This is a genomic window from Actinomadura gamaensis, from assembly GCF_042652125.1.
Lineage (GTDB): Bacteria > Actinomycetota > Actinomycetes > Streptosporangiales > Streptosporangiaceae > Spirillospora > Spirillospora gamaensis.
Genome location: NZ_JBHSIT010000008.1, coordinates 458,762 through 481,325 on the forward strand (window position 1 = coordinate 458,762; position 22,564 = coordinate 481,325).

The window sequence follows — 22,564 nt, forward strand, 5'->3', positions numbered from 1 at the left end:
GCTTTTCCTTAAGCTTTCAGCCATGACAAACCCTCTGCTGATCCAGGGCGGGCTCGTGCTCGCCCCGCGTGTCCTCGGTGTCGCCGACGTGCTCGTCCGGGACGGGGTCGTCGCCGCCGTCGGGCCGGACCTCCCCGCCCCGGACGACGCGGAGGTGATCGACGCGTCCGGACGGATCGTCCTGCCCGGCTTCGTCGACACCCACCGGCACATGTGGCAGGGCGCGATCCGCGGCGTCCTGCCGGACACGACGCTGCCGGGCTACCTGGAGCGCGTGCTCGGGCGGCTCGCCCCCGAGTTCCGGCCCGAGGACGTCCACGCGGGCGTGCTGGGCTCCGCGCTGGAGGCCCTCGACTCCGGCGTCACGACCGTCGTGGACTGGTCGCACGTCCTCGCCACGCCCGAGCACGCCGACGCGAACGTCCAGGCCCTGCACGACGCCGGGATCCGCGCGGTGTTCGGCTACTGCCACACGAGCGGCGAGGCGACCCGCGCGGCGGAGACGCGACGCGTCCGGGAGCTGTGCGGGGACGGCCTCGTCCGGATGGCGGTGGCCGCGCTCGGCCCCGACTTCGGCGACCTGGACGCCGCCCGAGAGGAATGGCTGTCCGCGCGCGAGCTGGACGTGATGATCACCACGCACATGGGCGGCCACGGCCGGGAGACCGCCGCCGCCGGGCAGGCGTGGCTCGACGAGCACGACTTGTGGACGCCCGGCACGATGTACGTCCACGCCAACGACTACACCGACGAGCAGTTCGCGCGCATCGCCGACCACGGCGGGACGGTCTCGGTCTCGCCCGCGGTCGAGACCGCGATGGGGTTCAGCCTCCCCGTCACCGGCCGCGCCCGGGCCGCGGGCGTCCCGACCGCGCTCAGCGCGGACGCGATCACCAGCGCCCCCGGCGACATGTTCAGCCTGATGCGCGCCGCCTACCTCACCGAACGCGCCCGTCCGGACGGCGCGGGCCTCGGGTTCACGGCCGCGGACGCGCTGCGCATGGCGACCGCGGACGGCGCCCGGGTCGCCGGCCTGGACGGCGTCACCGGCGAGATCGCCCCCGGCCGCCAGGCGGACCTCGTCCTGCTGCGCACCGATCTGCCCGGCGTCGCGCCCGTCCACGATCCGGTGGCGGCGGTCGTGCTGCACGCCGACACGCGCGCGGTCGAGACCGTCCTGGTGGCGGGACGCGTCGTCAAGCGCGACGGCCGCCTGGTGGCGGACGTCCGCGCCGTCCTCGACCGCCTGGCGGCGTCCGCCGAGCACCTGGCGAAGGCCGCCTCGTAACCCGGAGGCCGCCTCGAACCCGAAGGTGGCCTCGTGACCGGAAGGGCGCGACTTGGCGCCCTTACCGGACGGGCCGGAAGAAATAGAGGGGTGGCGGGTGGGGGCGCCGTGACATGCTGGCAGCGTGGACGAGCCGGACATGACACTGGAAATCGCGCCCGAACTCCTCCTGTTCCTGCCCGCCTCCCGCCGCCGCGAGCGGCAGCGGGTCGGCTGGGACGGGACGTCGAGCCTGGGCCACGTCATCGAGTCCCTCGGCGTTCCGCTGCCCGAGGTCGGCAGCCTGGCCGTGGACGGGGCGCCGGTCGAGCCGTCGCACCGTCCGCCCGCCGGGGCGGTCGTGCGGGTCGAGCCGGTCGCGCGCCCGCAGGAGGTGCCGCTGGAGCCGGGCCAGGCCGCGCCGCGCTTCCTGCTCGACGTCCACCTCGGCACCCTCGCCCGCCGGATGCGCCTGATCGGCCTCGACACCGCCTACCACAACGACATGGACGACCCGGAGCTGGTCGTCCAGGCGAACGCGGAGCGGCGCGTCCTGCTCAGCCAGGACCGGGGGCTGCTGATGCGGCGCGCGCTGTGGTTCGGCGCGTACGTCCGCAGCCCCCGCCCGGACGACCAGCTCCGCGACCTGCTGGAGCGGTTCGCCCCGGAACTGGCGCCCTGGACGCGCTGCACCGCCTGCAACGGCGTCCTCGTCCCGGTGGACAAGGCCGAGATCGAGCGGGAGCTCGCCGAGGGCACCCGCCGCAGCTACGACGCCTACGGACGCTGCCCGGACTGCGGGCGCGTCTACTGGCGCGGCGCGCACGGCGACCATCTGGAGTCGATCGTCGAGGCCGCCCGGCAGACCGTGGCGCGCGCCCGCGCCGCCACCACGCCGTCCCGCTGATCTCCGCACGGCTGCGCGTCTTCGCCGAGGACGTGTCGTCGGGATCGTCCCGCCCGATGAGGCCTGCGAACACGGCGTTCTTCCGGGGCAGCCGCTGTGGGGCCGGACGCGGGCGCGATGGCGTCCGCCCCGGAGGCACCGGGCGGGCGCGGACGCGGCATGATGACGGTCCATGAGCGTGAGCGTGGTGGTGGGAGCGGCGATCATCTCGGACGGGCGGCTGCTCGCGGCGCAGCGGGCGGAGCCGCCGGAACTGGCCGGGGGCTGGGAGTTCCCCGGCGGCAAGGTGGACCCGGGGGAGAGCGACGAGCAGGCGCTCGTCCGCGAGTGCGAGGAGGAGCTGGGCGTCCGGGTCGAGCTGGGCGAGCGTATCGGCGGCGACTGGCCGCTGGTGCTCGGCGGCGCCGTCCTACGGGTGTGGACGGCGACCCTCGTGGAGGGCGAGCCCGCCGCGCTGGAGCACCTCGCGCTCCGCTGGCTCTCGCGCACCGACCTGTACGACGTCGAGTGGCTCCCCGGCGACCTCCCGGTCGTCGAGGCGATCGCCCCCTACCTGACGCCCTGACCGCGTCCCCAGCGCGGGCTCAGGGGACCCGGCGTCCTCGGCGTTCCGGTCCTGAAATGCGGCGACCGGCGGCCGCGGGATGCGGGCGCCGGTCGTGGCCGGGAAGGGCGGGTGGTCACTCGATGCGGTTCGCGCCCGCGTAGTCCGAGCGGTCGGAGAGCTTGGAGACCTTGACCACGTCGCCGGTCTGCGGGGCCTGGAGGAACAGGCCGTTGCCCGCGTAGATGCCCATGTGGTGCAGGTTGCCGCCGAAGTAGACCAGGTCGCCCTGGCGCAGCTCGTCGCGGCCGACCTTGGTGCCGAGGTCGTACAGGTCGCCGGTGTAGTGCGGCAGGCCCGGCTTGCCCACCTGCGCGTAGGCCCAGATCACCAGGCCGGAGCAGTCGAAGCTGTCCGGTCCGGCGGCGGCCCAGACGTAGGGGGAGCCGAGCTTGGTGAGGGCCTTGCGCAGCATCTTCTGCGGCAGGCCGCTGCCCCGGACGGTCACGGTGTAGCCGGACGTCGGGTCCTTGGTGCGGGTGATGTTGAGCTTGTCCAGCAGCTTCTGGACCTGGTCGATCTTGCCCTTGGTGGTCTTGCGGGCCGCGTCGGCCTGGTCCGCGGCCTGCTTGACCTTGGCGGTCTGCGCCTGCGCGTCGGACTTGGCCTTGTTGGCCTGGTCGATCAGGGCCTGGAGGCGCTGGACGGCGCCGGCGCGGTTCTGCGCCAGGTAGGCGGTGTCGGACAGGCCGCCGTCGTCGCCGGAGGCGAAGATCATGTCGGGTCCGCCGCCGCTCATGTACTGGTTGGCGGCGACCCGGCCGAGCGCGGCCCGCGCGGGCGCGGCCTGCGCCTCCAGCGCGTCCGCCCGGCGGGTGGCGTCCTGCTCGGCCTTCTGCGCCTTGCCCAGTTCCACCCGGGACTTGTTGTACTGCTCGGTCAGGTTCTCGGCCTCGTCCTGGAGCTGCTGGAGCTGCTTCTTCAGGTCGGCCTCGGTGGGCTTGCCCGAGCTGGAGGGCGAGGGGTTCGGGGCCGTCGGAGAGGCCTGGGCGAGGCCGGGTGCGGCGACGCCGAGACCGAGCGCGAGGACGGTCGCGGCCGCGAGTGTCACGCGGCGGCGCTGGGGGTCCTTGGCCAAGGCCGGTGTTCTCCTCTTCGTGTGCCGCCTACCGGGTTAGCTGACGGGTTCGGGCCAGGAGTCGCCCTACGCCGCACGGCGCGGCGCCGTCCCGGATGAGGACGTCCCGTGACGTGCGCCGATTCACCCCGGGGGTGTGGGTCCCCGGTTCCCTGACGGGATTCGGCGGTCCGGTCGCAGCCCCGGGGGCGGGGCTTCGGCACGGCCGGATCTGCGGGGCAGACTACAAAGGAAGTTCAAAAATGGCCAAACAGCTACGCATGGTGTCCATGTGTGAGCAGGTGGTGCTATTGGGGCGGCGGGATGGACGGAGGTCCGTGCGCCCGGCTGGACCGGGGCCTTCACCCGATGGCCTTCCGCCGGACGGACGGGATCGCCGAACGGCCGAGTAGACTGGGCTGGTCGCACGTCTGCGGCCGATCCCGAACTCTCACCCAAGGCGAAACCGCATGCCCTTCTCCACGCGCGACGACCTCCGGAACGTCGCCATCGTCGCCCACGTCGACCACGGCAAGACCACGCTGGTCGACGCCATGCTCTGGCAGTCCGGCGCGTTCCGCGAGAACCAGGACGTGGACGACCGCGTCATGGACTCCAACGACCTGGAGCGTGAGAAGGGCATCACGATCCTGGCGAAGAACACCGCGGTGCGGCACGCCGGGATGACGATCAACATCATCGACACCCCCGGCCACGCCGACTTCGGCGGCGAGGTCGAGCGCGGGCTGTCCATGGTCGACGGCGTCGTCCTGCTGGTGGACGCCAGCGAGGGCCCCCTGCCGCAGACCCGGTTCGTGCTGCGCAAGGCCCTGGAGGCGCGGCTCCCGGTGATCCTGGTCGTGAACAAGACCGACCGTCCGGACGCCCGCATCGACGAGGTCGTGGACGAGACCTACGAGCTGTTCATGGACCTCGACGCCGAAGAGGACCAGATCGAGTTCCCGATCGTCTACGCGTCCGGCCGGGCGGGCCGCGCGTCGCTGAACAAGCCCGGCGACGGCGAGCTGCCCGACAGCGAGGACCTGGAGCCGCTGTTCACGGTCATCAAGGAGACCATCCCGGCGCCGTCCTACGACCCGGACGCCCCGCTCCAGGCGCACGTCACCAACCTGGACGCCTCCAGCTACCTCGGCCGGATCGCGCTGTGCCGCGTGCACAACGGCGTGATCAAGAAGGGCCAGCAGGTCGCCTGGTGCCGGCACGACGGCAGCGTCGAGAAGGTCAAGATCACTGAGCTGATGATGACCGAGGCGCTCACCCGCAAGCCCGCCGACGAGGCCGGCCCGGGCGACATCATCGCGATCGCCGGCATCCCGGACATCATGATCGGCGACACCATCGCCGACGCCGAGGACCCGCGCCCGCTGCCGCTGATCACCGTGGACGAGCCCGCGATCTCGATGACCATCGGCACCAACACCTCGCCGCTCGCGGGCCGCGAGAAGGGCACCAAGGTCACCGCCCGCCTGGTCAAGGACCGCCTCGACCGCGAGCTGGTCGGCAACGTGTCGCTGCGCGTGCTGCCGACCGAGCGTCCGGACGCCTGGGAGGTGCAGGGCCGCGGCGAGCTGGCCCTCGCCATCCTGGTCGAGAACATGCGCCGCGAGGGCTACGAGCTGACCGTCGGCAAGCCGCAGGTGGTCGCCAAGGAGATCGACGGCAAGAAGCACGAGCCGGTCGAGCGGCTCACCGTCGACATCCCCGAGGAGCACCTCGGCGCGGTCACCCAGCTCATGGCCGTCCGCAAGGGCCGCATGGAGCACATGACCAACCACGGCACCGGCTGGATCCGGATGGAGTTCCTGGTCCCGGCGCGCGGCCTGATCGGCTTCCGCACCGAGTTCATGACCGAGACCCGCGGCACCGGCATGGCGCACCACGTGTTCGAGGGCTACGAGCCCTGGTTCGGCGAGCTGCGCACCCGCCCGACCGGGTCGCTCACCTCCGACCGCGCGGGCGCCGCGACGGCCTACGCCATCCTGAACCTCCAGGAGCGCGGCACCTTCTTCGTCGGCCCGACCACCGAGGTGTACGAGGGCATGATCGTCGGCGAGAACTCGCGCGCCGACGACATGGACGTCAACATCACCAAGGAGAAGCAGAAGACCAACGTCCGCTCCTCCACGGCCGAGACGACCGAGACGCTGACCCCGCCGCGGCTCCTCACCCTGGAGGAGAGCCTGGAGTTCATCCGCGACGACGAGTGCGTCGAGGTCACGCCCGGGTTCGTCCGGATCCGCAAGATCGTCCTGGACGCCAAGGAGCGGGAGCGGATGCGCGCCCGCGCCAAGCGCAACGCCGGCTGACGCTCCTCGGACGGAACGCAGAACGGAACGAGGAACGGCCCCCGCTGGAAAAGCGGGGGCCGTTCCTCGTTCTGCCTCAAGCGGCAGGGGCCGTTCTCACGTTCCAGGGAGTCAGTTCCCGGCGCGGGTCCAGTCGGTGAAGGACGTCGCCGTGGACGCGGCCGTCGCGCGCATGGTGTAGAGGTGCGCGTCGCCGCCGAACGCCAGGACGACCAGACGGCCGTCCGCGTCGTAGGCGAGGGCGGGGGACCCCATGACGTCGGCCCGGTGCGTGGACCACGCGTACGGGCCGTACGGGGCGTTCTGGACGCCCAGGGCGAGCGCGCCGTCGGTCGTGCGGGCCGCGAGGACGGTCCGCTGCCCGCTGCCCGCGGCGGCCGTGCCCTCGAACGTCATCGGGCCGTACAGCGGGTCCGGGCGCTGGCCGTCGTCCGACTGGGTGACGGTCGAGGCGGCCCCGGCGGCGGGGTAGAAGATCCGCGCCGCGCCGGTCGCGTCCACGGCCGCCGTGATCGGCCCGGCGGGCGGCCCGCCGACGCCGCCGGGCACCCGGACGAACGGCTCGCCCGGCTGCTGCCGCCGCCAGCGCGCGACGCCCGTGTCGGTCGGCGCGAAGACCTCCACCCGGCCGGACGCGTCGGCGACGGCCGCGACGCCGTCCCGGACGCCCTTGGCGGCGAGGGGGGTCCAGTCCTCGGCCCAGGCGCCGCCGCGCCGCTCCTTGACGCTCACGCCGCCGTCCAGGTTCCGGACCGCCACGGTCATGTCGCCGTTCGCCGACACCGCGACGGCGGGCGAGCCGACCGTGATGCCCGCGTCGGGATCGGGGTTGCCGAGCGACCACCACGCCGTCCAGCCGCCGGACGCCGTCTGCGCCGCGGTCACGATCGCGTCGTCGGAGAGCCGCAGCGCGAACAGGTGGATCATGCCGCGGGCGTCCCGGACGGCCGTCACGTACGGCGCGAGGCCGCCGCCGGGGGCGCCGGGCCCGAACCGCGGACCGGTCCAGGGGCCGCCCGGCCGCGCCTGCTGCCACTGCGCGACCCGGCCGTCCAGGACGCCGAACGCGTTCAGCCGCTTGGCGCCGTCCAGCACGGCCCAGTTGGTTCCGTTCGTCCAGCGGGTGTACTGGCGCGAGTAGAACAGGTTGTAGAAGGTCGGGTTGTTCGGGCTCGGCCCCGGGTCGTTCACGCCGTTCACGCCGAGGTAGGTCAGGAAGAGCTGCTTCTTCACTGGGCCGATCGGCCCGAGGTTCGGCGGCGAGGTCCGCACGTTGTAGTCGCGGTAGTAGCGGACGAGAACGTTCCCGTTCCGCTGCGGGCCGGTGTAGCGCGCGGCGGCCTCGGCGACCAGGCGGCCCGCGCCCCGGTGGTCGGTGTGGTCGCCCATCGCCGCCACGATGTGCGTGAACCGGCCCTGGACCGGCGGGGACTTCGGGTCCTGCGCCATCACGACGGTCGGGCCGAACCGCTGCATCAGCCAGGTCAGCGCGTTCTCGAGCTGCTGCTTGGTGTACCGCTGCCGGACGTAGCGGGGGTCGCAGCCCGTCCCGTCGGTGTGCTCGGAGCCGAGCGTCGTCGCCGCGCCGACCCCGTGCTGGAGCTCCTCCAGCGACGAGGTGTGCTGCATCGCCGGCTTGTCACCGGCCTCGTGCAGCTTGAAGAAGACGAGCCGGATGTTGGACGTCCCGTTCAGCGTGTCCAGCTCGACGACCTGGCCGCCGGGGAGGCGCAGCGGCGTGCGCGTCCACTGGTTCGGCATCTTCGCGTTGCGCGCCCAGGCGGCGCGTGCGCCGTCCTCGCGGTGCATCCCGTAGACGCACCGGTTCTTGTACCGGCGTCCGTTCGCCTCGCCGCTCGTGAGGTACACCGTGGTCGTGTCGACGGCAGCGGAGCGGATCATGTCCGGGTAGAGGAACAGGGAGTCGTCGTCCTCGTGGGCGACGACCTGCATGTAGCGTCCGCCGGGCGCGGACCACCGTCCGCCCGTCCCGCCCGCGGGCTCGGCCGAGAGCGTCCCCGGCGTGGTCGTCGGCCGGACGCCGTCCGCGAGCGCGTCGCCCGCCCGGTGCGCCACCTTCCCGTGCGCGCCGGTGCTGGTTCCGTGGCCGTCCGGGTACGCCGCCAGCAGGGACGACATCACGCCGAGCGCACCCAGGGCGAGGATCGCCTCGACCGCAAGGATCCCCCGTTTCAACCGACCTCCCGGCCGTCCAGCGGCTCGCCGGAACGGACCGTGCCGTTCGCGTGACGCCGAGCTATGAAATTGCCACAAACATGCATATTGGAGGATGCACGATTCGTCCGTAAGGTTGCGCCTCTCAGGTCACGAAAAGACAACGGCGGCCCGGAAACTCCGGACCGCCATTATGCCGCTACGGAACGCGTCCTATCGAACATCCACGAACGTCGTCTTGACCGGCGAGTCGTAGTAGTGGGTCTTGTCGCCGAAGTACTCGTAGCTGAAGTAAGCGTCGCGCGGAATGCGGAAGCGCGCGCTGAAGCGGCCCTTCGAGTCCGTCTTCGGACGGGCGAACCAGTACCACTTCTTCTCGCCCTTGAACTTCACGTACAGGTAGACCTGCTGGCCCTTGAACGGAACGTAGTGGCCCGCCTTCGGGTCGTGCTTGAGCGTCCCGCTGAAGTACACGTAGCCGTTCTTGCGGACCTTGCGCGGCGTCACCTTCCAGCCGTAGGTCAGCGCGTTGATGCGCTTGTCCATGACCGTCGGGCTGGTGGACGGCGCGAGCGTCGGGTCGCCGGGGAAGCGCACCCGGTAGTTGCCATGCGAGCAGTAGACCGTCAGGTCGCTGGCGAACGAGCCGCCCGCCGTGGTGATCAGCGGCTTCTGGCCCTTGCCGGGCTTCACCGTCAGCCACTTGTGCAGCTGGTAGGAGTAGCACTCCGCGACCAGCCACTTCCCGGCCGGGACGGTCGTGCCGTCGGTCGCCGCGACCTTGCCCCAGATCTTCAGCTTGGCGTCCCACGTGGTGGACATGCCGAACGTGACCTTGGTGGGGGTCTTCGGCGCGGCGGGCGCCGCGGCGTTCGCGGCCGCCGGGGCGGCCACCAGGGAGGCCGCGACGGCGGCCGTGCTCGCGAGGAGCAGGGACTTGCGCATGGGCATCACTTTCATCGAGGGGACACGAGGACCGGCTTGACCAGCCACGTGACGTAATGGGTCGAGTCGCCGTAGAAGGTGTAGCCGACATAGATCGGCTTGGCCTTCGCGCCGACCTGGACGCGGGTCTGGAAGAAGCCCTTCGAGCCGGACTTGTCGTCGCTGAACGCGTGCCAGGCCGACATGTCGTTCAGGCAGTCGCGGCCCTTGAGGCAGTACTCCACCGAGACTCGGCGGCCCTTCAGCCCCTTCCAGGACGAGCCGGGCTTCTCCTGGAGGTAGCCGCGCACAGTGAACGACGAACCGCGGCGCGGATGGGTCGTGGAGACGTTCCAACCGGCGACGCGGGTCGAGATCCGGCGGTCGCGGACCTCGCCGGAGACCGTCGCGGCGAAGGCCGGCCCGCCCGCGAAGCGGACGCGGTAGTAGCCGTGCCGGTAGCGCGCGCCGGTGTGGCGCGGGTCGGTGGCGAACGTGCCGTCCGCCTTCGTGACCAGCGCCTTCGGGAGGGCGCGCCAGTGCCGGTGGGTGTCGTCGGCGGTCTCGACGACCAGCTTGCGTCCGGCGCCCACGGGACCGCCGGTCTTGGTGGTCAGCCGGCCGGACAGGCTCAGCTGCCCGGTCGCGCGGGTGGCGACCTTCAGTCCGGTGATCTTGGTGGGCAGGGGGGAGGGGGCGGCGTGGGCGGCGGCCGGGACGGCCACGGTGAGGGCCGTGACCGTCGCCGCGCCCAGCGCCAGGGGGGCGATGCGCATCGATCTCATTTCCGGTGTCCGAGTACGTCCGAGCCGGACGCGTAAACAGGACGCCGCAGGTCACAGCCCGGTTGGCCGATGATAGATCACGAAAGCGCAACGTTGGAACGGTCCCTACCGAGCGCCCGCGGGCGCTTACCGGACGGAGACGTACGTCGCCTTCAGGGGCGAGTCGTAGTAGTGGGTCTTGTCGCCGTAGTAGACGTAGGCGAACGACGCGTTCTTGTAGAGGCGCCAACGTGCGGTGAAGTGACCCTTGGCGTCCGTCTTGGGACGCGCGAACCACGTCCACTCGCGGTCGCCCTTGTACCTGACGATCAGGTAGACGCGCTGGCCCTTGAACGCGACGTACCTGCCGGGCGTGGGGTCCTGCTTGAGCGTGCCGCTGAAGGAGACGTAGCCGCCCTTGCGGACCTTCAGCGGGCTGACCTTCCACCCCGTGACCATCGCGTTGATCCGGGTGTCGCGAACGGAGGCGCTGGTCGCGGGCGCGAGCCGCGCGTCACCCGCGAAGCGCACGCGGAACTGGCCGTGGGCGCATCCGGTCGTTCCCTTGAAGGTGAACGCCCCGCCCGCGCGGGTCACCGGGGCCTTCACGCCCTTGCGCGGCGCGATCGTGAACCAGGGGATGCCCTTGACCACGGCCAGGCACTGGAGGGTCAGCGGCAGCCCGGCGGGCACGGGCGCCCCGGTCGCGGTGAGCCTGCCCGTGACGGTGAGCTGAGCCGAGGACGTCGTGGACGCCTTGAACGTGATCTTCGTCGGCGCTTTCGCCGCGGTCTGCGCGGTGGCGGCGGCGTTCGCGGTCGCGGGGGCGAGCGTGAGGGAGGCCGCGACGGCGGCGGCGCTCGCGAGGAGCAGGGACTTGCGCATGGACATCGCTTTCTTCGGACGACGGCTACCGGAACTCCGGCCGCGTCCGCGCCGGAAGCGGTCCGTACGGGGGCGGCGTGAAGATCCAGATCAAGGACGCCGCGGGCTGTGCGCGGGTTGACCGGGGACGGGCATGAAATCGCGACGGCGGCCCGGGAACGAGCCGGGCCGCCGTCGCGCGTTGAGCGTTCTGCGGTGAGGGCGCCGTGTTCGAGCGCCCTCGCGGGTGATCAGTTGAGGGACACGGTGCCCGCCACGTCGGCGGCGAGGCGGAGCTGGTCGCCGTCGCGGAGCGGGGCGTCCACCCGCGGGGGCAGGCGCTCGCCGTTGATGAAGGTGCCGTTCGTCGAGCCCTCGTCGCGGACCCAGGCGGTGCCCTGCTGGTCGAGCCAGACCGTCGAGTGCCGCCGCGAGACGTTGTCGTAGGGGGTGAACGTCGCCGCGACGGGGGACTGGCCCGCGTCCCGGCCGAGCACCAGGCTCTGCCCGATGGCGACCTTCAGCTCGCCGGTCGGGAACTGCACCCGCAGCGTCGGCGCGCCCTTGCCCGGCAGCGGGCGCAGGCACGAGTCGCACTGCGCGGCGGACGGGTTGGTCAGCACCGCCTCGCAGTACGGGCACATCATCGCCGTGTTGTCGGGACGGCGACCGCCGTGGGCGTCGGACGGGAGGAGCGTCTGCTCGCGGCCGTGCGGGGGCAGCGGCGGGCCACCCGGTCCGCCGGGGCCTCCGGGAGGGCCGTAGCCGGGCTGCGGCGCGCCCCACGGGTCCTGCGGCGCCGGCGGCGGGGGAGAGCCCCACGGGTCCTGCTGCTGCGGCGCCGGAGGCTGCCCGTAGTCGGGCTGCCCGCCGTGCTGTGGCTGTCCGTAGTCGGGTTGTCCGCCGCGTCCGTAGTCGGGCTGTCCGCCGTGCTGCGGCGCGGGGGCCTGCCCGTAATCGGGTTGGCCGCCGTGCTGTGGCTGTCCGTAGTCGGGTTGTCCGCCGCGTCCGTAATCCGGCTGTCCGCCGTGCTGCGGCGCGGGAGGCTGGCCGTAGTCGTGCTGGCCGCCGCCACCGGGGCCGCCGCCGTGCTGCTGCGGAGGCTGGCCGAAGCCGCCCTGCTGCTGCGGGGGACCCCACGGGTCGGACGACTGCTGCGGAGGGCCCCACGGGTCCGACGACTGCGGCGGCTGCTGCTGGCGCGGCGGCTGCCCGTAGTCGGGCTGCTGGCCGTAGTCCGGCTGGCCGCCCTGCTGGTACGGCGGCTGCCCGCCCGGCTGCGGAGGCTGGCCGTAACCGCCCTGCTGGCCGTACGGCGGGGGTGCGCCGTGCTGCCCGCCGCCGTGCTGTCCACCGCCGTGCTGACCGCCGCCGTGCGGGCCGGGCTGGCCGGGCGCGGGCGGCGGGGGGGTGCGGGGCGGGGCCTGGTCGCCGTAGCCCTGGCCGCCGGGGTGCTGCTGCTGGTGCTGCGGCGGCTGCTGCGCGCCCGGGCGGGCCAGGTTCGCGCCGCAGCTCAGGCAGAGCAGATCTCCCGGCTGCACCGGTTCATTGCAGTATGGGCAGTTCATGGTCTCCATGACACATCCCCCGCGCGCACTCCGGCCTGTTCCAGCGTCGATGTGAGGTGATCGAGGTCACCTCGTCGCGGGATCCCGATGTAGTACACCCGCCTTCCCTCCGGCCCCTCGTCCACGGACACCTGCATGCGGGGCGTGTCGTCCCGGTTCGATTCCTCGCCGGCCGCCGCCGCGTAGCGCCGCCGTCCGAGCCCGGACAGCGGCACGACACGTTGGTTGGCCGACCCCCTCCAGAGTAGGGACCCTCCGGGGGAGTGTCGCCCCTCCGGGTTGAGCCGGTCGACGTACGGCCCCGTGATGACGGCGTCGCACCTGTTCAGGATCTCGCGGGCCGCGAGGGAGCGCGAGAGCCGTGTGTAGACATATCCGCTGTAGACGAGAATGTCCAACGGAATGCTCTCATGGCCGAGCTCGGCCTGCCAGGCGCGCACCCCGGAGACCAGCTCCAGCACGGCCTCCGGCTGCTGGAACGGTTCACCGCCGGAGATGGTGATGCCGTCCAGCGGGGCGGGCAGCGACCGCAGCCAGCCCAGGACGGCGTCCACCGGGACGGCCTTGGCGGGGTCGGCGTCCCAGGTGTCGCGGGACAGGCAGCCTTGGCAGTGCAGCGTGCAGCCCTGCGTCCAGATGCCGGCCCTCGTCCCCGGGCCGAGCGTCGTCACGGGGTAGTGCGCCTTGGCGAGCAGGAGATCGGTCACACCCGCCCCCTCACGCCGGCCCGTTCGCGCCGGCTCCCCGTGCCGGCCACCTCATGTCGGTTCCCCACGCCGGCCACCTCGTGTGGGTTCCCCGCGGCGGCCACCTCGTGTGGGTTCCCCCGCGCCGGCGCCCTCACGCCAGGTCCAGGTGGACGATGCTGCCCTCGCGCCGGATGCCGGTCACGGTGACCTTCTCGTCCGCGGTGAGCTCGCGGTCGAACAGCGCGCGGGCGAGGGGGTTGACGAAGAACGACTCCAGCGCCATGCCGATGCCGCGTCCGCCCTTGTCCAGCTCGGCGGTGCACCACTCGCGCAGCGTCCCGAGCGCCTCGCCCTTCATCGTCAGGACGAGCCGGTGCTCCTCGGTCACCCGGCGGCAGATGTTCGCGAACTGCAGGTCGAAGATCCGGTCCGCGGCCTCCGCGCCGATGAAGTCGAACACCACGATGTTGTCGCCGAACCGGTTGAGCAGCTCCGGCCGGTTCAGCACCTCGGTGAAGTGGTCGGCGACGGCGCCCTTGATCCGCTGCTCGACGTCCTCGTACGGCATGCCCGGCATCACGTTGCGGACCCGCGTCGTCGGGCCGCCGCCGGCGTCGTGCGCCGGGACGAACATGCCGAGGTTCGAGGTGAACACCAGGATCGCCTCGGAGAAGTGGACGGTGTTGCCGCGCCCGTCGGTGAGCCGGCCGTCCTCCAGGATCTGCAGGAACTTGTCCAGGATCCGCGGGTGCGCCTTCTCGATCTCGTCGAACAGGATCACCCGGAACGGGTCCTCCCGGACGGCGTTGGTCAGCTCGCCGCCCGCCTCGTGCCCGACGTAGCCGGGCGGCGCCCCGATCAGCCGGTCGCCGGAGCCCTCGCCGGAGAACTCGCTCATGTCGAAGCGCAGGTAGGCCGACTCGTCCCCGAACACCAGCTCGGTGATCGCCTTCGCCAGCTCGGTCTTGCCGACGCCGGTCGGCCCGGCGAAGAACAGCACGCCGCGCGGCCGCGACCCGGACCGCGTCGCCTGCGCGCCGGACAGCCCGAGGACCGCGCGTTTGAGGATGTCCAGCGTCTTGGTCACCGCCTGCGGCTGGCCGATCACCCGCTCCGGCACCTTCCGCTCGCCCTCCAGGACGCGGCGGCGCAGGTGGCCGCGGCTCCACGGGTTGTCGAGCACGCCGAGCTTGTAGGTGCGCACCGCGTCCGGCAGGTCGGCCAGCGAGACGTTGCGCTCCTTCGCCAGCCGGGTCACCTCGATCATCGACTGGAGGGTCAGGCCGTCGGCCTGCTCGGCGAACGCGTCGCACGCGCGCGCCGCGACCTCGTCCGCGCCGACGTCCGACACCCCGAACGCGCGTGCCAGCAGCCGCGCGGTCTCCTGCCGGTCGCCGAGGTGCGGGCGCGGGATGGTGATCTCGCGCACGTTCTCGTTCTCGGCGGTTAGCCACGGCGGCAGGTCGCCGGGCCGGTCCACGAGCCAGACGACGGGGTTGTACAGGGGCTTCGGCCGCTGGCCCGGCACCCGCACCGGACGGGCCGTCCGCGACAGCCGGGCGCAGAACCGGAAGAAGTCGCGCTCGGCGGGCTCCAGGTCGGTCGGCGTGCGCGCGATCCGGGACGCCGAGTCGATCAGGAACGCCGCCCGGACGTCCTCGGCGGGGCGCGCGACCGCGGCCAGCAGCCGCGTCAGCGCCTCCAGGGACGGCTTGTCGTCCGGCTTGACCTTCCCGAGCAGGCGTTGCGCCTCGTCCGCCGCCGTCGCCGGATGCACCTGGACGCCGTCCACGGCGTCGTAGACGACCATGAACGAGTAGCCGCTGGACCGCAGCGACTCCCACAGCAGGTCGCGCAGCGGCAGCAGCCGCGTCGCGGTCGTGCCGTCTCCCGGTGCGAGGAAACTGTCGTACAGGTTCCCCGACAGGACGTACTGGGAGTGCACCGCCAGCGTCGCGTCCAGCTCGCGGATGAACGGCGGCCATCCGGGCAGCCGCCCGCCCAGGGTGGGGGACTCGATACTCACGCTCACTTCTTCCGGTAGTCGTGCGGGGTCGTGCGGGTCGTGCGGGTCGGGGGTCGGAGGCGGGCGCGGGCGCCTATTGTCCGGGCCGGCGCTCGCGCGCCCTGGCCCGGGCCGCCCGCGTCCCAGTGTGCCGCGCCTCGGCCCGGACGGGCAGCCGCTCGACGCCCGGGGCGAGCCGCCAGGTCACGTCCGAGCCGATCCCCGCGTCCTCCAGCCGCTCCCTGGCCTGCTCGAACGCGTCGCACCACTCCTGCTCGCGCTCGACGTCCACGCGCCGGTCGTTCTCGTCCAGGACGGGCGTCTCGCGGATCATCTTCGCGCGCAGCTTCGCGTCGCCGTCGAGCCGCATCCGGACGCTGTGGTCGGGCCAGTCGCCCTTGGACAGCACGAGCGAGCCGTTGTCGGCCGTGAGCGTCTCGAAGCTCTGCTGGACCTCGTAGCCGAGATCCTCGAACGCCCGGGTCACCTGCGACAGCACGTACTGCCGTTCGGCCTCCGCCTGCTCCAGCGCGTCCTGCCGCTCCCGCTCCTGCCGCACCTGCTCCCGGCGGCTCCGCGCGTTCTCGTTTGCTGCCTGCACGCGCAAGCGGACCTCGGTCAGGACGGTCTCGGCGTCCTGCGAGCCGCCGGTTTCGGCCAGGAGCCGCGCCGCCTCGACGACGCTCCGGCGGTCCTCGTCGGTCGCATCGGGCAGCAACCGCGCGAGCACCCGTCCCAGCGCCTCGTCGAGCTCCGGTTGCGCGGTAGACGCGGTTTCGGTCGTCCTGGCAGGGCCGTTGTCCGGGGTGCGCGTCGTCGTGTCGGTGGTGAGGGATTCGGCGGTGAAGATCCGGGTGCCGAGCTCGGCGGCGATCTTCCGGGACAGGGCGGTCTCCGCCGCGTCCAGCTTCGCGTCGGTCTCGGCGCACCAGGCGGTCAGGTCGGCGGCGGCGTCGTCCTCGCCGGGGACGAGCGGGGCGGGCAGGTCGTCCGCGCCCAGCTCGGCGAGCGCCCGGATGCGGGCGTTGCGCTCCACGACCTCGCGCAGCGCGCGTTCGAGATCGCGGACCTCGGCGAGGCGGCGCCCGCGCGCCTCGGCCCGTCCGGCGGCGCGTTCGGCGAGCGCCTGCGCGCCGCGTCCCGCCAGGCCGGACGCGCGGCCGAGCGCGCGGTTCATCCCCAGGGTGAGGACGACCGCCGCGTCCAGGACGATGTCGGCCTCGACGCCGCTGCTCATGGTGTCCTTCCGTCGAAGAGGGGTCCGTGCGTTTCCGGGCCGCCGGCGGGGTCCGCCGGGCCGCTTGTGGGGTCTGCGGGGCCGCTTGTGGGGTCTGCGGGGCCGCGGGTGGGGTCCGCCGGGGCGCGGGCGGTCCGCCAGCGGTGCAGGCGGATGCCGGCGGCCACCGCGTGCGCGACGGCCGCGGCGGGCATGACGAGCATCCACAGCAGCCCGCCGGCGGGGGTCGCCGCGGCGAGGGCGATCAGCAGCAGGGCGAACATGACGCCGAAGACGAGAGCGAACGGGACGAAACTCCGCTTGCCGGGCGTGCCGCGCATGACCTGCCCGACCTTGTTCATGCCGCGTCCGCTCGCCGAGAGCGCGCGGGAAAGCAGGGCCCACGGGCCATGCGGCAGGTACTCGCCTCCCTGCGCGCGCGCGACGAACACCTCGGCGGCGCACTGCACCGCCCACGCGAGGACGGCCACGACGCCCAGCATCACGAACCAGCCGGACGGCCCGAGCTTCGTGCCGCCTCCGGAAAGTTGAGCGATCACCCAGCTTCCGGCCAGCCAGAACGCCAGGATCGGCAGCGACCAGCCGACCGCGCGCCGGACGCTCGCGTCCCGCTTCTCCAGGCGGAGCCGCTCCCGCTCGTCCCAGTGGCGGCGGATCTCCTCGGCCCTGATCTCCTCGGTCCGCCGGTCCCGCAGCCGCGCCTGCGCCTCGGCGGCGGCCTCCGGCTGCGTCCGGACGACCGCCAGCAGGCGCAGCGGATCATCGTCGGCGGCGCCGTCCACGAGCCACGCGAACCACGGCACGTCCTCGCCGTACCGCCGCGCCACCGCCCGCTTCAACGCGCTCGCCGTCTCCGCCGGACGCGCCGCCAGCGCGAGCAGCGTCAGCAGCACGACGGGCGGCTCGTCCGGCGGCACCTGCCCCGCGACCGGCGTCTCGGCCGCGCCCGTCTCCGGCAGCCGCGCCTTCGCCGACAGCGGCAGGGCGTCCTGCGAGCGCAGCCAGCGTCCCAGCTCGTTCCAGGCCGCCACATGCCGCCGCCACTGGTCGTCGACGCGCGCCAGCTCGTGCGCGCCCTCGAACCCGGCGAGGACGCCCAGGAGCCGCTCGTCCCAGAGGGATTTTCCGAGCAGGCAGGCCGTCCGGTGGTCGGGATGTCCGGGTTCGCTCGCCAGCGCGGCCAGGCCGGGAAGATCCTCCGGCAGGACGCGCCGTCCGAGGTAGTGCGGCGGCAAATCCGGATCGAGCCAGCGCACCAGATGCAGCAGCTTGGCGTCCGCCGTCAGATCGGGCGAGGTCAGGTACCGGTCGACCAGCTCGATGCGGCTGTCGTCGGGAATCTCCGCGAGCCAGTCCCGCAGCGCCCGCCATGCCTCCCCGGACTCGCCGCGCCCGAACAGGTAGACCGCCGCCCGGTCCCAGCGCTCGACCAGCGCCCGTGCCAGCTCCCGCCGGTCGGTGAAGCGCCGCCCGTCGAACGGCAACCCCGCCCCGCCGGGCGCCGCCCCCGGCCCGCCGGGCACTGCCCCCGACGCGGCGGCCGCATCCTCCACGACTTCGGGCGACTCACCGCCGAGCCACGCGCTGACCTGCGCATACGACCACCGTCGGCGCGGATCGCGGGTCAGCAGGCCGCGCACCAGCAGCCGCAACCTCGGGTCCGCCACGTCGTCCACCGGCATCGGACGCGTCGCCAGATGATCCACGACGGCCGTCTCGCTCAACCCGAGGAACGGCGGCCGGCCGGTCGCCATCTCCCGGACGATCATCCCGAGCGACCACCAGTCCCGCGCGGGCGACACCTGCCCCGACAGCGACTCGGGCGCCGCGTACGCCAGCGTCCGCGACGACGACGCGAACACGACGCTCTGCTCCAGCACCCGGCTCAGCCCGAAGTCGGTGATCGCCGTCGCCACCGGCTCCCGCGCCGTGACCAGGATGTTCTCCGGCTTCAGGTCCCGGTGCACGATCCCCGCGTCGTGCAGGGCCTTGATCCCCTCAGCGAGCTGCCCCACCACCTCGCCGACCGTCCCGGCGTCGAGCGGCCCGTCCATGAGCGTGCGCAGGTTCCCGTGCTCCGCGTACTCGGAGACCTCGTAGTCGCGTCCACCCGCGCTCCCGGTCTCCAGGATCCGCACCACGTGCGGCGACCCCAGCGACGGCAGCTTCGCCCAGACGTCCCGGTCCGCGTGGTACCCGCGCCGGAACACCTTCATCACCAGCTCGCGCCCGCCGCCGTCCCGCACGAGCAGCAGATCCGACTCCGCCCCCTGCACCGGCAGCTCCGCGACCACCGCGAACCGCTCACCCAGCTCCTCCGGCAACCGCACCAACGGCACCCCGCCACCCCGCGGCTCCGGCACGTCCCGCCGGGTCACTCCCGGGTCGCGTCGCGTCTCCCCGAACTCGGCCACCTGACGTCCGTCCTCGTCCTCAGTGCCTGCCAGAACCGCTCAGACCTTGTCCTTGATCACGTTCAGGTACTCCACGCCCTTGAACCGCACCATGACCGCCTCCATCAGGATCCGCACCATCAGCAGTTCGAAGAGCCAGACGAACGGCGAGGCGACGGCCATGATGACGCCCCACCCCCAGAAGTCGTCCCACGTCGCGATCCGCAGCCCCAGCAGGAGGAACGCCAGGCACTGGACGCTGACCAGCAGGATCGCCAGGATGTACCAGAACTTGATCAGCTTGGGCGTGACGAAGGTGTCGAAGTTGGCGTCGAGCAGCGCCGCGACCACGCCCTTCTGGCGGGGCGGCGGAACCCACGCCTGCTGCGGGCCGGTCATCCGCTGCCGGCCCCCGTCCGCGCGCGGACCGGGGACGGGCCCCGGCTGCTGGTAGGCGGGCGGAGGCTGCGGGGTGTTCTGGGGCTGCGGGTGGTGCTGAGCCGGCTGGTCGTGCTGCGGCTGTGCCGGAGGCGGCGGGGGCGGGCCGTACGGATGGCCCGGCGGCTGGGACTGACCGGGGTCGGATGGGTGCGTCATCGCCGTCTCCTGGTGGGGTTCCTGACCGTTGGAACGACTCTAGAGCGCGCGGGCGCGGACGGCCCGCCGACAGTACCCGCGCGGCACGCCGATCCTGTCGGCCGGTAGCGGAAATCTCACCCGCAACGGACGGGAGCGGCGCCGCTCGTCAGCTTTTCTCGCAGAGGTTCTGGTCGGACTTGACGCCGCCGGTGATGGAGTCGATGGCCTTCGGGGGGAGGAGCTGGAGGCCGTCCGCGCCGAGGGTCAGGCGGAGGGTGTCCGCCGGGACGTTCGGGTCGGGGGTCAGGGCGGCGGTGGGGGCGATGCGGGCGAGGCGGGTGGCCTGGCCTTCGGCGGCGGGGGCGTAGGACAGGCTGGTCTGCTGGGCCGCGGCGCCCTTCTCCACCTTGCTCTGGACGTCGAAACCGCGGCGGTGGAGTTGCTGGACGATGCGGGTGACGTCCTGCGGCTTGGCGCCGGCGTCCACGACGGTGACGCGGACCTTCGCGGGCGGCTTCGTCGTGGCGGACGGCGGGCCCGCGGCCGGCGGACGGCCGGAGCTCTGGGGCGCCGGCGGGCCGGACGGGACGGCGGGCAGGTCGTTGTCGTGCTGGACGGCCTGGAAGAGCCCCTTGGCCTGCGACTGGTTCCACTGGACGCGGTTCGGGTCGGGGGCGTAGGGCTCCACCGGGACCGTGACGAACCGGACCTGGCCGGCGCTCATGTCCTTCAGGCCGTCCGCGATCTTCTTCATGGTGCCGAGGTCGAGCTCGTCGTCGGTGGTGACCGACTTGGTCGCCGCCTTGAGGAAGCCGTAGGTCTTGGCCGGGTCGGTGAGCATGGACGAGCTGGTCGCCTTGCTCACGACGGACGCCATGAACTTCTGCTGGCGCTGGATGCGCTCGAGGTCGGAGCCGTCGCCGAGGGAGTAGCGGGCGCGGACGTAGCCGAGGGCGTCGTCGCCCTTCACGACCTGGCGGCCGGCCTTCAGGTGCAGTTCGGCGCGCGGGTCGTCGACCGGCTTGTCGAGGCAGATCTCGACGCCGCCCAGCGCGTCCACCATGCGCTTGAAGCCGACGAAGTCGACCTGGACGAAGTGGTCGATGTGGATGCCGGTCAGGGATTCGAGCGTCTTCCAGGTGCAGGTCGGCCCCGCGTACGCGAACGCCTCGTTGATCATCCCGAAGTGGGCGGGGACGTCGGCGCCCTTGTCGCGCTTGCAGGTCGGCATCTGGACCATGGAGTCGCGGGGGAAGCTGATCCCGACGGCCTGGTCCCGGTTCGGGGACAGGTGGAGCAGGATCGTGGTGTCCGACCGCGCGCCGGAGATGTCGGCGGTGGAGCCGTACCGGCCGTTCTCGCCCTCGCGGGTGTCGGAGCCGATCAGCAGGATGTTCAGGGACTTGTTCAGCTTGGCCGGCCGGTTCTCCCCGAGCCTGTCCTTGACGTGCTCCTGCCGGATGTTGCCGCGAAGGTCCTGGTAGAGCCAGGTCGCGACGCCTCCGGCGATCAGCAGCGCCCCGGCCGTCCCGGCGGCGACCCAGCGGATCACCTTGCGGTTCCGGGCCTTCCGCTGCTCGAGCCGCTTGACCCGGGCGCCTTCGGCTTCGGTCGCGCCGGCTTCGGTCGCGCCGGCTTCGAGCCCCACGGCCTCCAGGCCGGAGGCGTCCGACTCGGCGGGTGCGTCTCCGGACGGGGCCGAACCGGGGGCGTCGGCGCCCTCGGAGCGCGCGGGTGTGCCCGGCGCGGACGCGTCCCGGGGGAGGTCCGCGCGCGGGTGCTCGCGTTCGGCGTCTTTGTCGCTCATTCGGTCCCGTTTCGAGGTCAGCACTGGTGGAGGGCGCGGGGTCGCCCTGCCAGATTATGGGGCCAAATAGCGCAAAGTTCGCTAGGCGGGCTTGAGTTACCCCCGGAGCGCTAGGCCGGATTCTGCCAGTTCGGTGGTGTGGAGGGTGGATTCGTCCCCTGCTGCTCGGCCCCGTCCGGCGGCTGGATCGGCGCGGGCGGCGGCGCCTGGACCGGGTACGGCGACCCCTGCGGCTGGACGGCCTGGGCGCTCTGGCCGTACGGATATCCGGCCTGCGGCTGGGCGTACGGCGCGGGCGCGTACGGCGGCCGGTAGTAGGCGGAGGACGCCCTGTTCCAGATCAGCAGCACGATGGCGAGCCCGATCACCCAGGTGATCGCGCTGATCGCGAAGTTCGCGGGCGTGCTGGAACCGACGCTGTACTGCCGCGAACCGTTCGTCGCCAGCACGAGCAGGCCGGACAGCGTGCTCAGCGTGTACAGGCCGAAGAACACCGTCCCGGTGATGCGGGCCCAGTGCCGTCCCGCCCGGTTGGCGAACGCCATCCAGATCCACAGGCCCACGCCGATCAGCGCGAACGCCCCCGCGACGGCGATCACCACCGTCACCAGCGCGTCCAGGGACGACTCGCTCGGCGTCGAGCCGCTGTCGATCAGCTGCCTGCGCAGCTGGTCCCGCAACGCGCTGATGCGCACCACCGTGATGATGAAGCCGAGCACCTGCAGCGCCGCCCCGACCAGCATCAGATAGAACGCGATCTGGACGGTCTGGGGAAGCGGCGGACGAACCGGGCTCTCCGCGTACCGCGGCCCCGGATACGGGGACGGACCATAGGACATCGCATGCTCCTGCCGACAAGAGGACGCCTCCGAAACGCCCGCCTACCTGTACTGACCCCCCACGCGGCCCCCCGGTTCACCCCCGCCCCCGCAAATCGCCCCTCCTCCGTCCCTCCACGCTTCCCCGGCCCAATAACCCACAGCCGCCACCACCCGTAACCAAGCGCTCAGCGCTCAACGCCCCCCTCGCCACCCGCCCGCGCACCTACGGCGCTCGGTACTGCGCGGCGAGCGATGTCTGCGAGCGTTGCGCGGGGCGCGCTGTCGAGGGGTGGCTGGGGGTGGGGCGCGTACGATCTGGGGCGTGCTCGGGGGTTGGGGCGTGCTCGGGGGTTGGGTCGTGGGTGGGCGGTTCGCCATGCTCGACCGGATCCGCCTCGATCTCGGACGCGGACGCGACCTCACGCAACAGCGCCTGCAGCACCCGGCCACGGCGATCGACGTCAGCTTCCCGGAGATCGCCGAGGTCCTGCGCGTCTACGGCAACGGACGCGCCGCCGACGCCGAAGCCCGTCTCCACCGCACCCTCCACCGGTGAGGCGCGGTCGAGCCATCGGG

At 72.7% G+C, this 22,564-nt stretch carries 18 protein-coding genes and 1 riboswitch; of the genes, 5 read left to right on the forward strand and 13 right to left on the reverse strand.

The window, feature by feature from the left end; genetic code table 11:
- Positions 1-22: 22 nt before the first annotated feature.
- The 3 genes from ACFPCY_RS27865 (at position 23) to ACFPCY_RS27875 (ending at position 2,739) form a co-directional block, all read left to right on the forward strand.
- Positions 23-1,288 (forward strand): amidohydrolase family protein, encoded by a 1,266-nt coding sequence (locus tag ACFPCY_RS27865; protein ID WP_378259799.1) that lies wholly within the window; start codon positions 23-25, stop codon positions 1,286-1,288.
- Between the two features lie 139 nt (positions 1,289-1,427).
- On the forward strand, positions 1,428-2,174 hold the full coding sequence (locus ACFPCY_RS27870) for a Mut7-C RNAse domain-containing protein (protein ID WP_378259800.1): 747 nt from the start codon (positions 1,428-1,430) through the stop codon (positions 2,172-2,174).
- A gap of 172 nt (positions 2,175-2,346) precedes the next feature.
- Positions 2,347-2,739, forward strand: coding sequence for a (deoxy)nucleoside triphosphate pyrophosphohydrolase (locus ACFPCY_RS27875; RefSeq protein ID WP_378259801.1), 393 nt, complete (start codon positions 2,347-2,349; stop codon positions 2,737-2,739).
- Between the two features lie 115 nt (positions 2,740-2,854).
- On the opposite strand, the gene ACFPCY_RS27880 is transcribed toward ACFPCY_RS27875, so the two are convergent.
- Positions 2,855-3,856, reverse strand: coding sequence for a C40 family peptidase (locus ACFPCY_RS27880; protein ID WP_378259802.1), 1,002 nt, complete (start codon positions 3,854-3,856; stop codon positions 2,855-2,857).
- Between the two features lie 8 nt (positions 3,857-3,864).
- A riboswitch (cyclic di-AMP (ydaO/yuaA leader) is annotated at positions 3,865-4,034 on the reverse strand.
- 271 nt (positions 4,035-4,305) lie between these two features.
- Here ACFPCY_RS27880 and typA point away from each other — a divergent pair.
- Positions 4,306-6,162, forward strand: a complete 1,857-nt coding sequence (typA, locus tag ACFPCY_RS27885) for a translational GTPase TypA (protein WP_378259803.1) — start codon at positions 4,306-4,308, stop codon at positions 6,160-6,162.
- Positions 6,163-6,273: 111 nt separating this feature from the next.
- Here typA and ACFPCY_RS27890 read toward each other — a convergent pair whose 3' ends face one another.
- From ACFPCY_RS27890 to ACFPCY_RS27945, 12 genes are all read right to left on the reverse strand, one after another.
- Complete coding sequence (locus ACFPCY_RS27890) at positions 6,274-8,358, reverse strand: PIG-L family deacetylase (RefSeq protein WP_378259804.1); 2,085 nt, start codon at positions 8,356-8,358, stop codon at positions 6,274-6,276.
- A gap of 192 nt (positions 8,359-8,550) precedes the next feature.
- Complete coding sequence (locus ACFPCY_RS27895) at positions 8,551-9,282, reverse strand: hypothetical protein (protein WP_378259805.1); 732 nt, start codon at positions 9,280-9,282, stop codon at positions 8,551-8,553.
- An 11-nt stretch (positions 9,283-9,293) separates the two neighbouring features.
- Positions 9,294-10,037: a hypothetical protein gene (locus ACFPCY_RS27900; RefSeq protein ID WP_378259806.1), complete on the reverse strand. Its 744-nt coding sequence runs from the start codon at positions 10,035-10,037 to the stop codon at positions 9,294-9,296.
- Between the two features lie 135 nt (positions 10,038-10,172).
- On the reverse strand, positions 10,173-10,910 hold the full coding sequence (locus tag ACFPCY_RS27905; protein ID WP_378259807.1) for a hypothetical protein: 738 nt from the start codon (positions 10,908-10,910) through the stop codon (positions 10,173-10,175).
- Positions 10,911-11,140: 230 nt separating this feature from the next.
- Complete coding sequence (locus tag ACFPCY_RS27910; protein WP_378259808.1) at positions 11,141-12,466, reverse strand: FHA domain-containing protein; 1,326 nt, start codon at positions 12,464-12,466, stop codon at positions 11,141-11,143.
- A complete protein-coding gene (locus tag ACFPCY_RS27915) occupies positions 12,454-13,164 on the reverse strand; it encodes a 4Fe-4S single cluster domain-containing protein (protein ID WP_378259809.1) in 711 nt (236 codons plus the stop codon). The genes ACFPCY_RS27910 and ACFPCY_RS27915 overlap by 13 nt, the downstream gene beginning before the upstream one ends.
- Before the next feature lie 133 nt (positions 13,165-13,297).
- The gene (locus ACFPCY_RS27920; RefSeq protein ID WP_378259810.1) at positions 13,298-15,172 is read right to left on the reverse strand and encodes an AAA family ATPase; all 1,875 of its coding nucleotides are present in this window, start codon (positions 15,170-15,172) and stop codon (positions 13,298-13,300) included.
- A gap of 73 nt (positions 15,173-15,245) precedes the next feature.
- Entirely contained in the window at positions 15,246-16,388 is a 1,143-nt protein-coding gene (locus ACFPCY_RS27925) for a response regulator receiver protein (RefSeq protein ID WP_378259811.1), read from the reverse strand.
- Complete coding sequence (locus ACFPCY_RS27930; RefSeq protein ID WP_378259812.1) at positions 16,385-18,718, reverse strand: protein kinase domain-containing protein; 2,334 nt, start codon at positions 18,716-18,718, stop codon at positions 16,385-16,387. The genes ACFPCY_RS27925 and ACFPCY_RS27930 overlap by 4 nt, the downstream gene beginning before the upstream one ends.
- A gap of 123 nt (positions 18,719-18,841) precedes the next feature.
- On the reverse strand, positions 18,842-19,378 hold the full coding sequence (locus ACFPCY_RS27935; protein WP_378259813.1) for a DUF4282 domain-containing protein: 537 nt from the start codon (positions 19,376-19,378) through the stop codon (positions 18,842-18,844).
- A gap of 148 nt (positions 19,379-19,526) precedes the next feature.
- On the reverse strand, positions 19,527-21,167 hold the full coding sequence (locus tag ACFPCY_RS27940; protein WP_378259814.1) for an LCP family protein: 1,641 nt from the start codon (positions 21,165-21,167) through the stop codon (positions 19,527-19,529).
- 110 nt (positions 21,168-21,277) lie between these two features.
- Positions 21,278-22,006, reverse strand: a complete 729-nt coding sequence (locus ACFPCY_RS27945; RefSeq protein WP_378259815.1) for a hypothetical protein — start codon at positions 22,004-22,006, stop codon at positions 21,278-21,280.
- Between the two features lie 304 nt (positions 22,007-22,310).
- Between ACFPCY_RS27945 and ACFPCY_RS27950 the strand changes: the two genes are divergently transcribed.
- Positions 22,311-22,544, forward strand: coding sequence for a hypothetical protein (locus tag ACFPCY_RS27950; protein WP_378259816.1), 234 nt, complete (start codon positions 22,311-22,313; stop codon positions 22,542-22,544).
- The last annotated feature ends 20 nt before the right edge of the window (positions 22,545-22,564 follow it).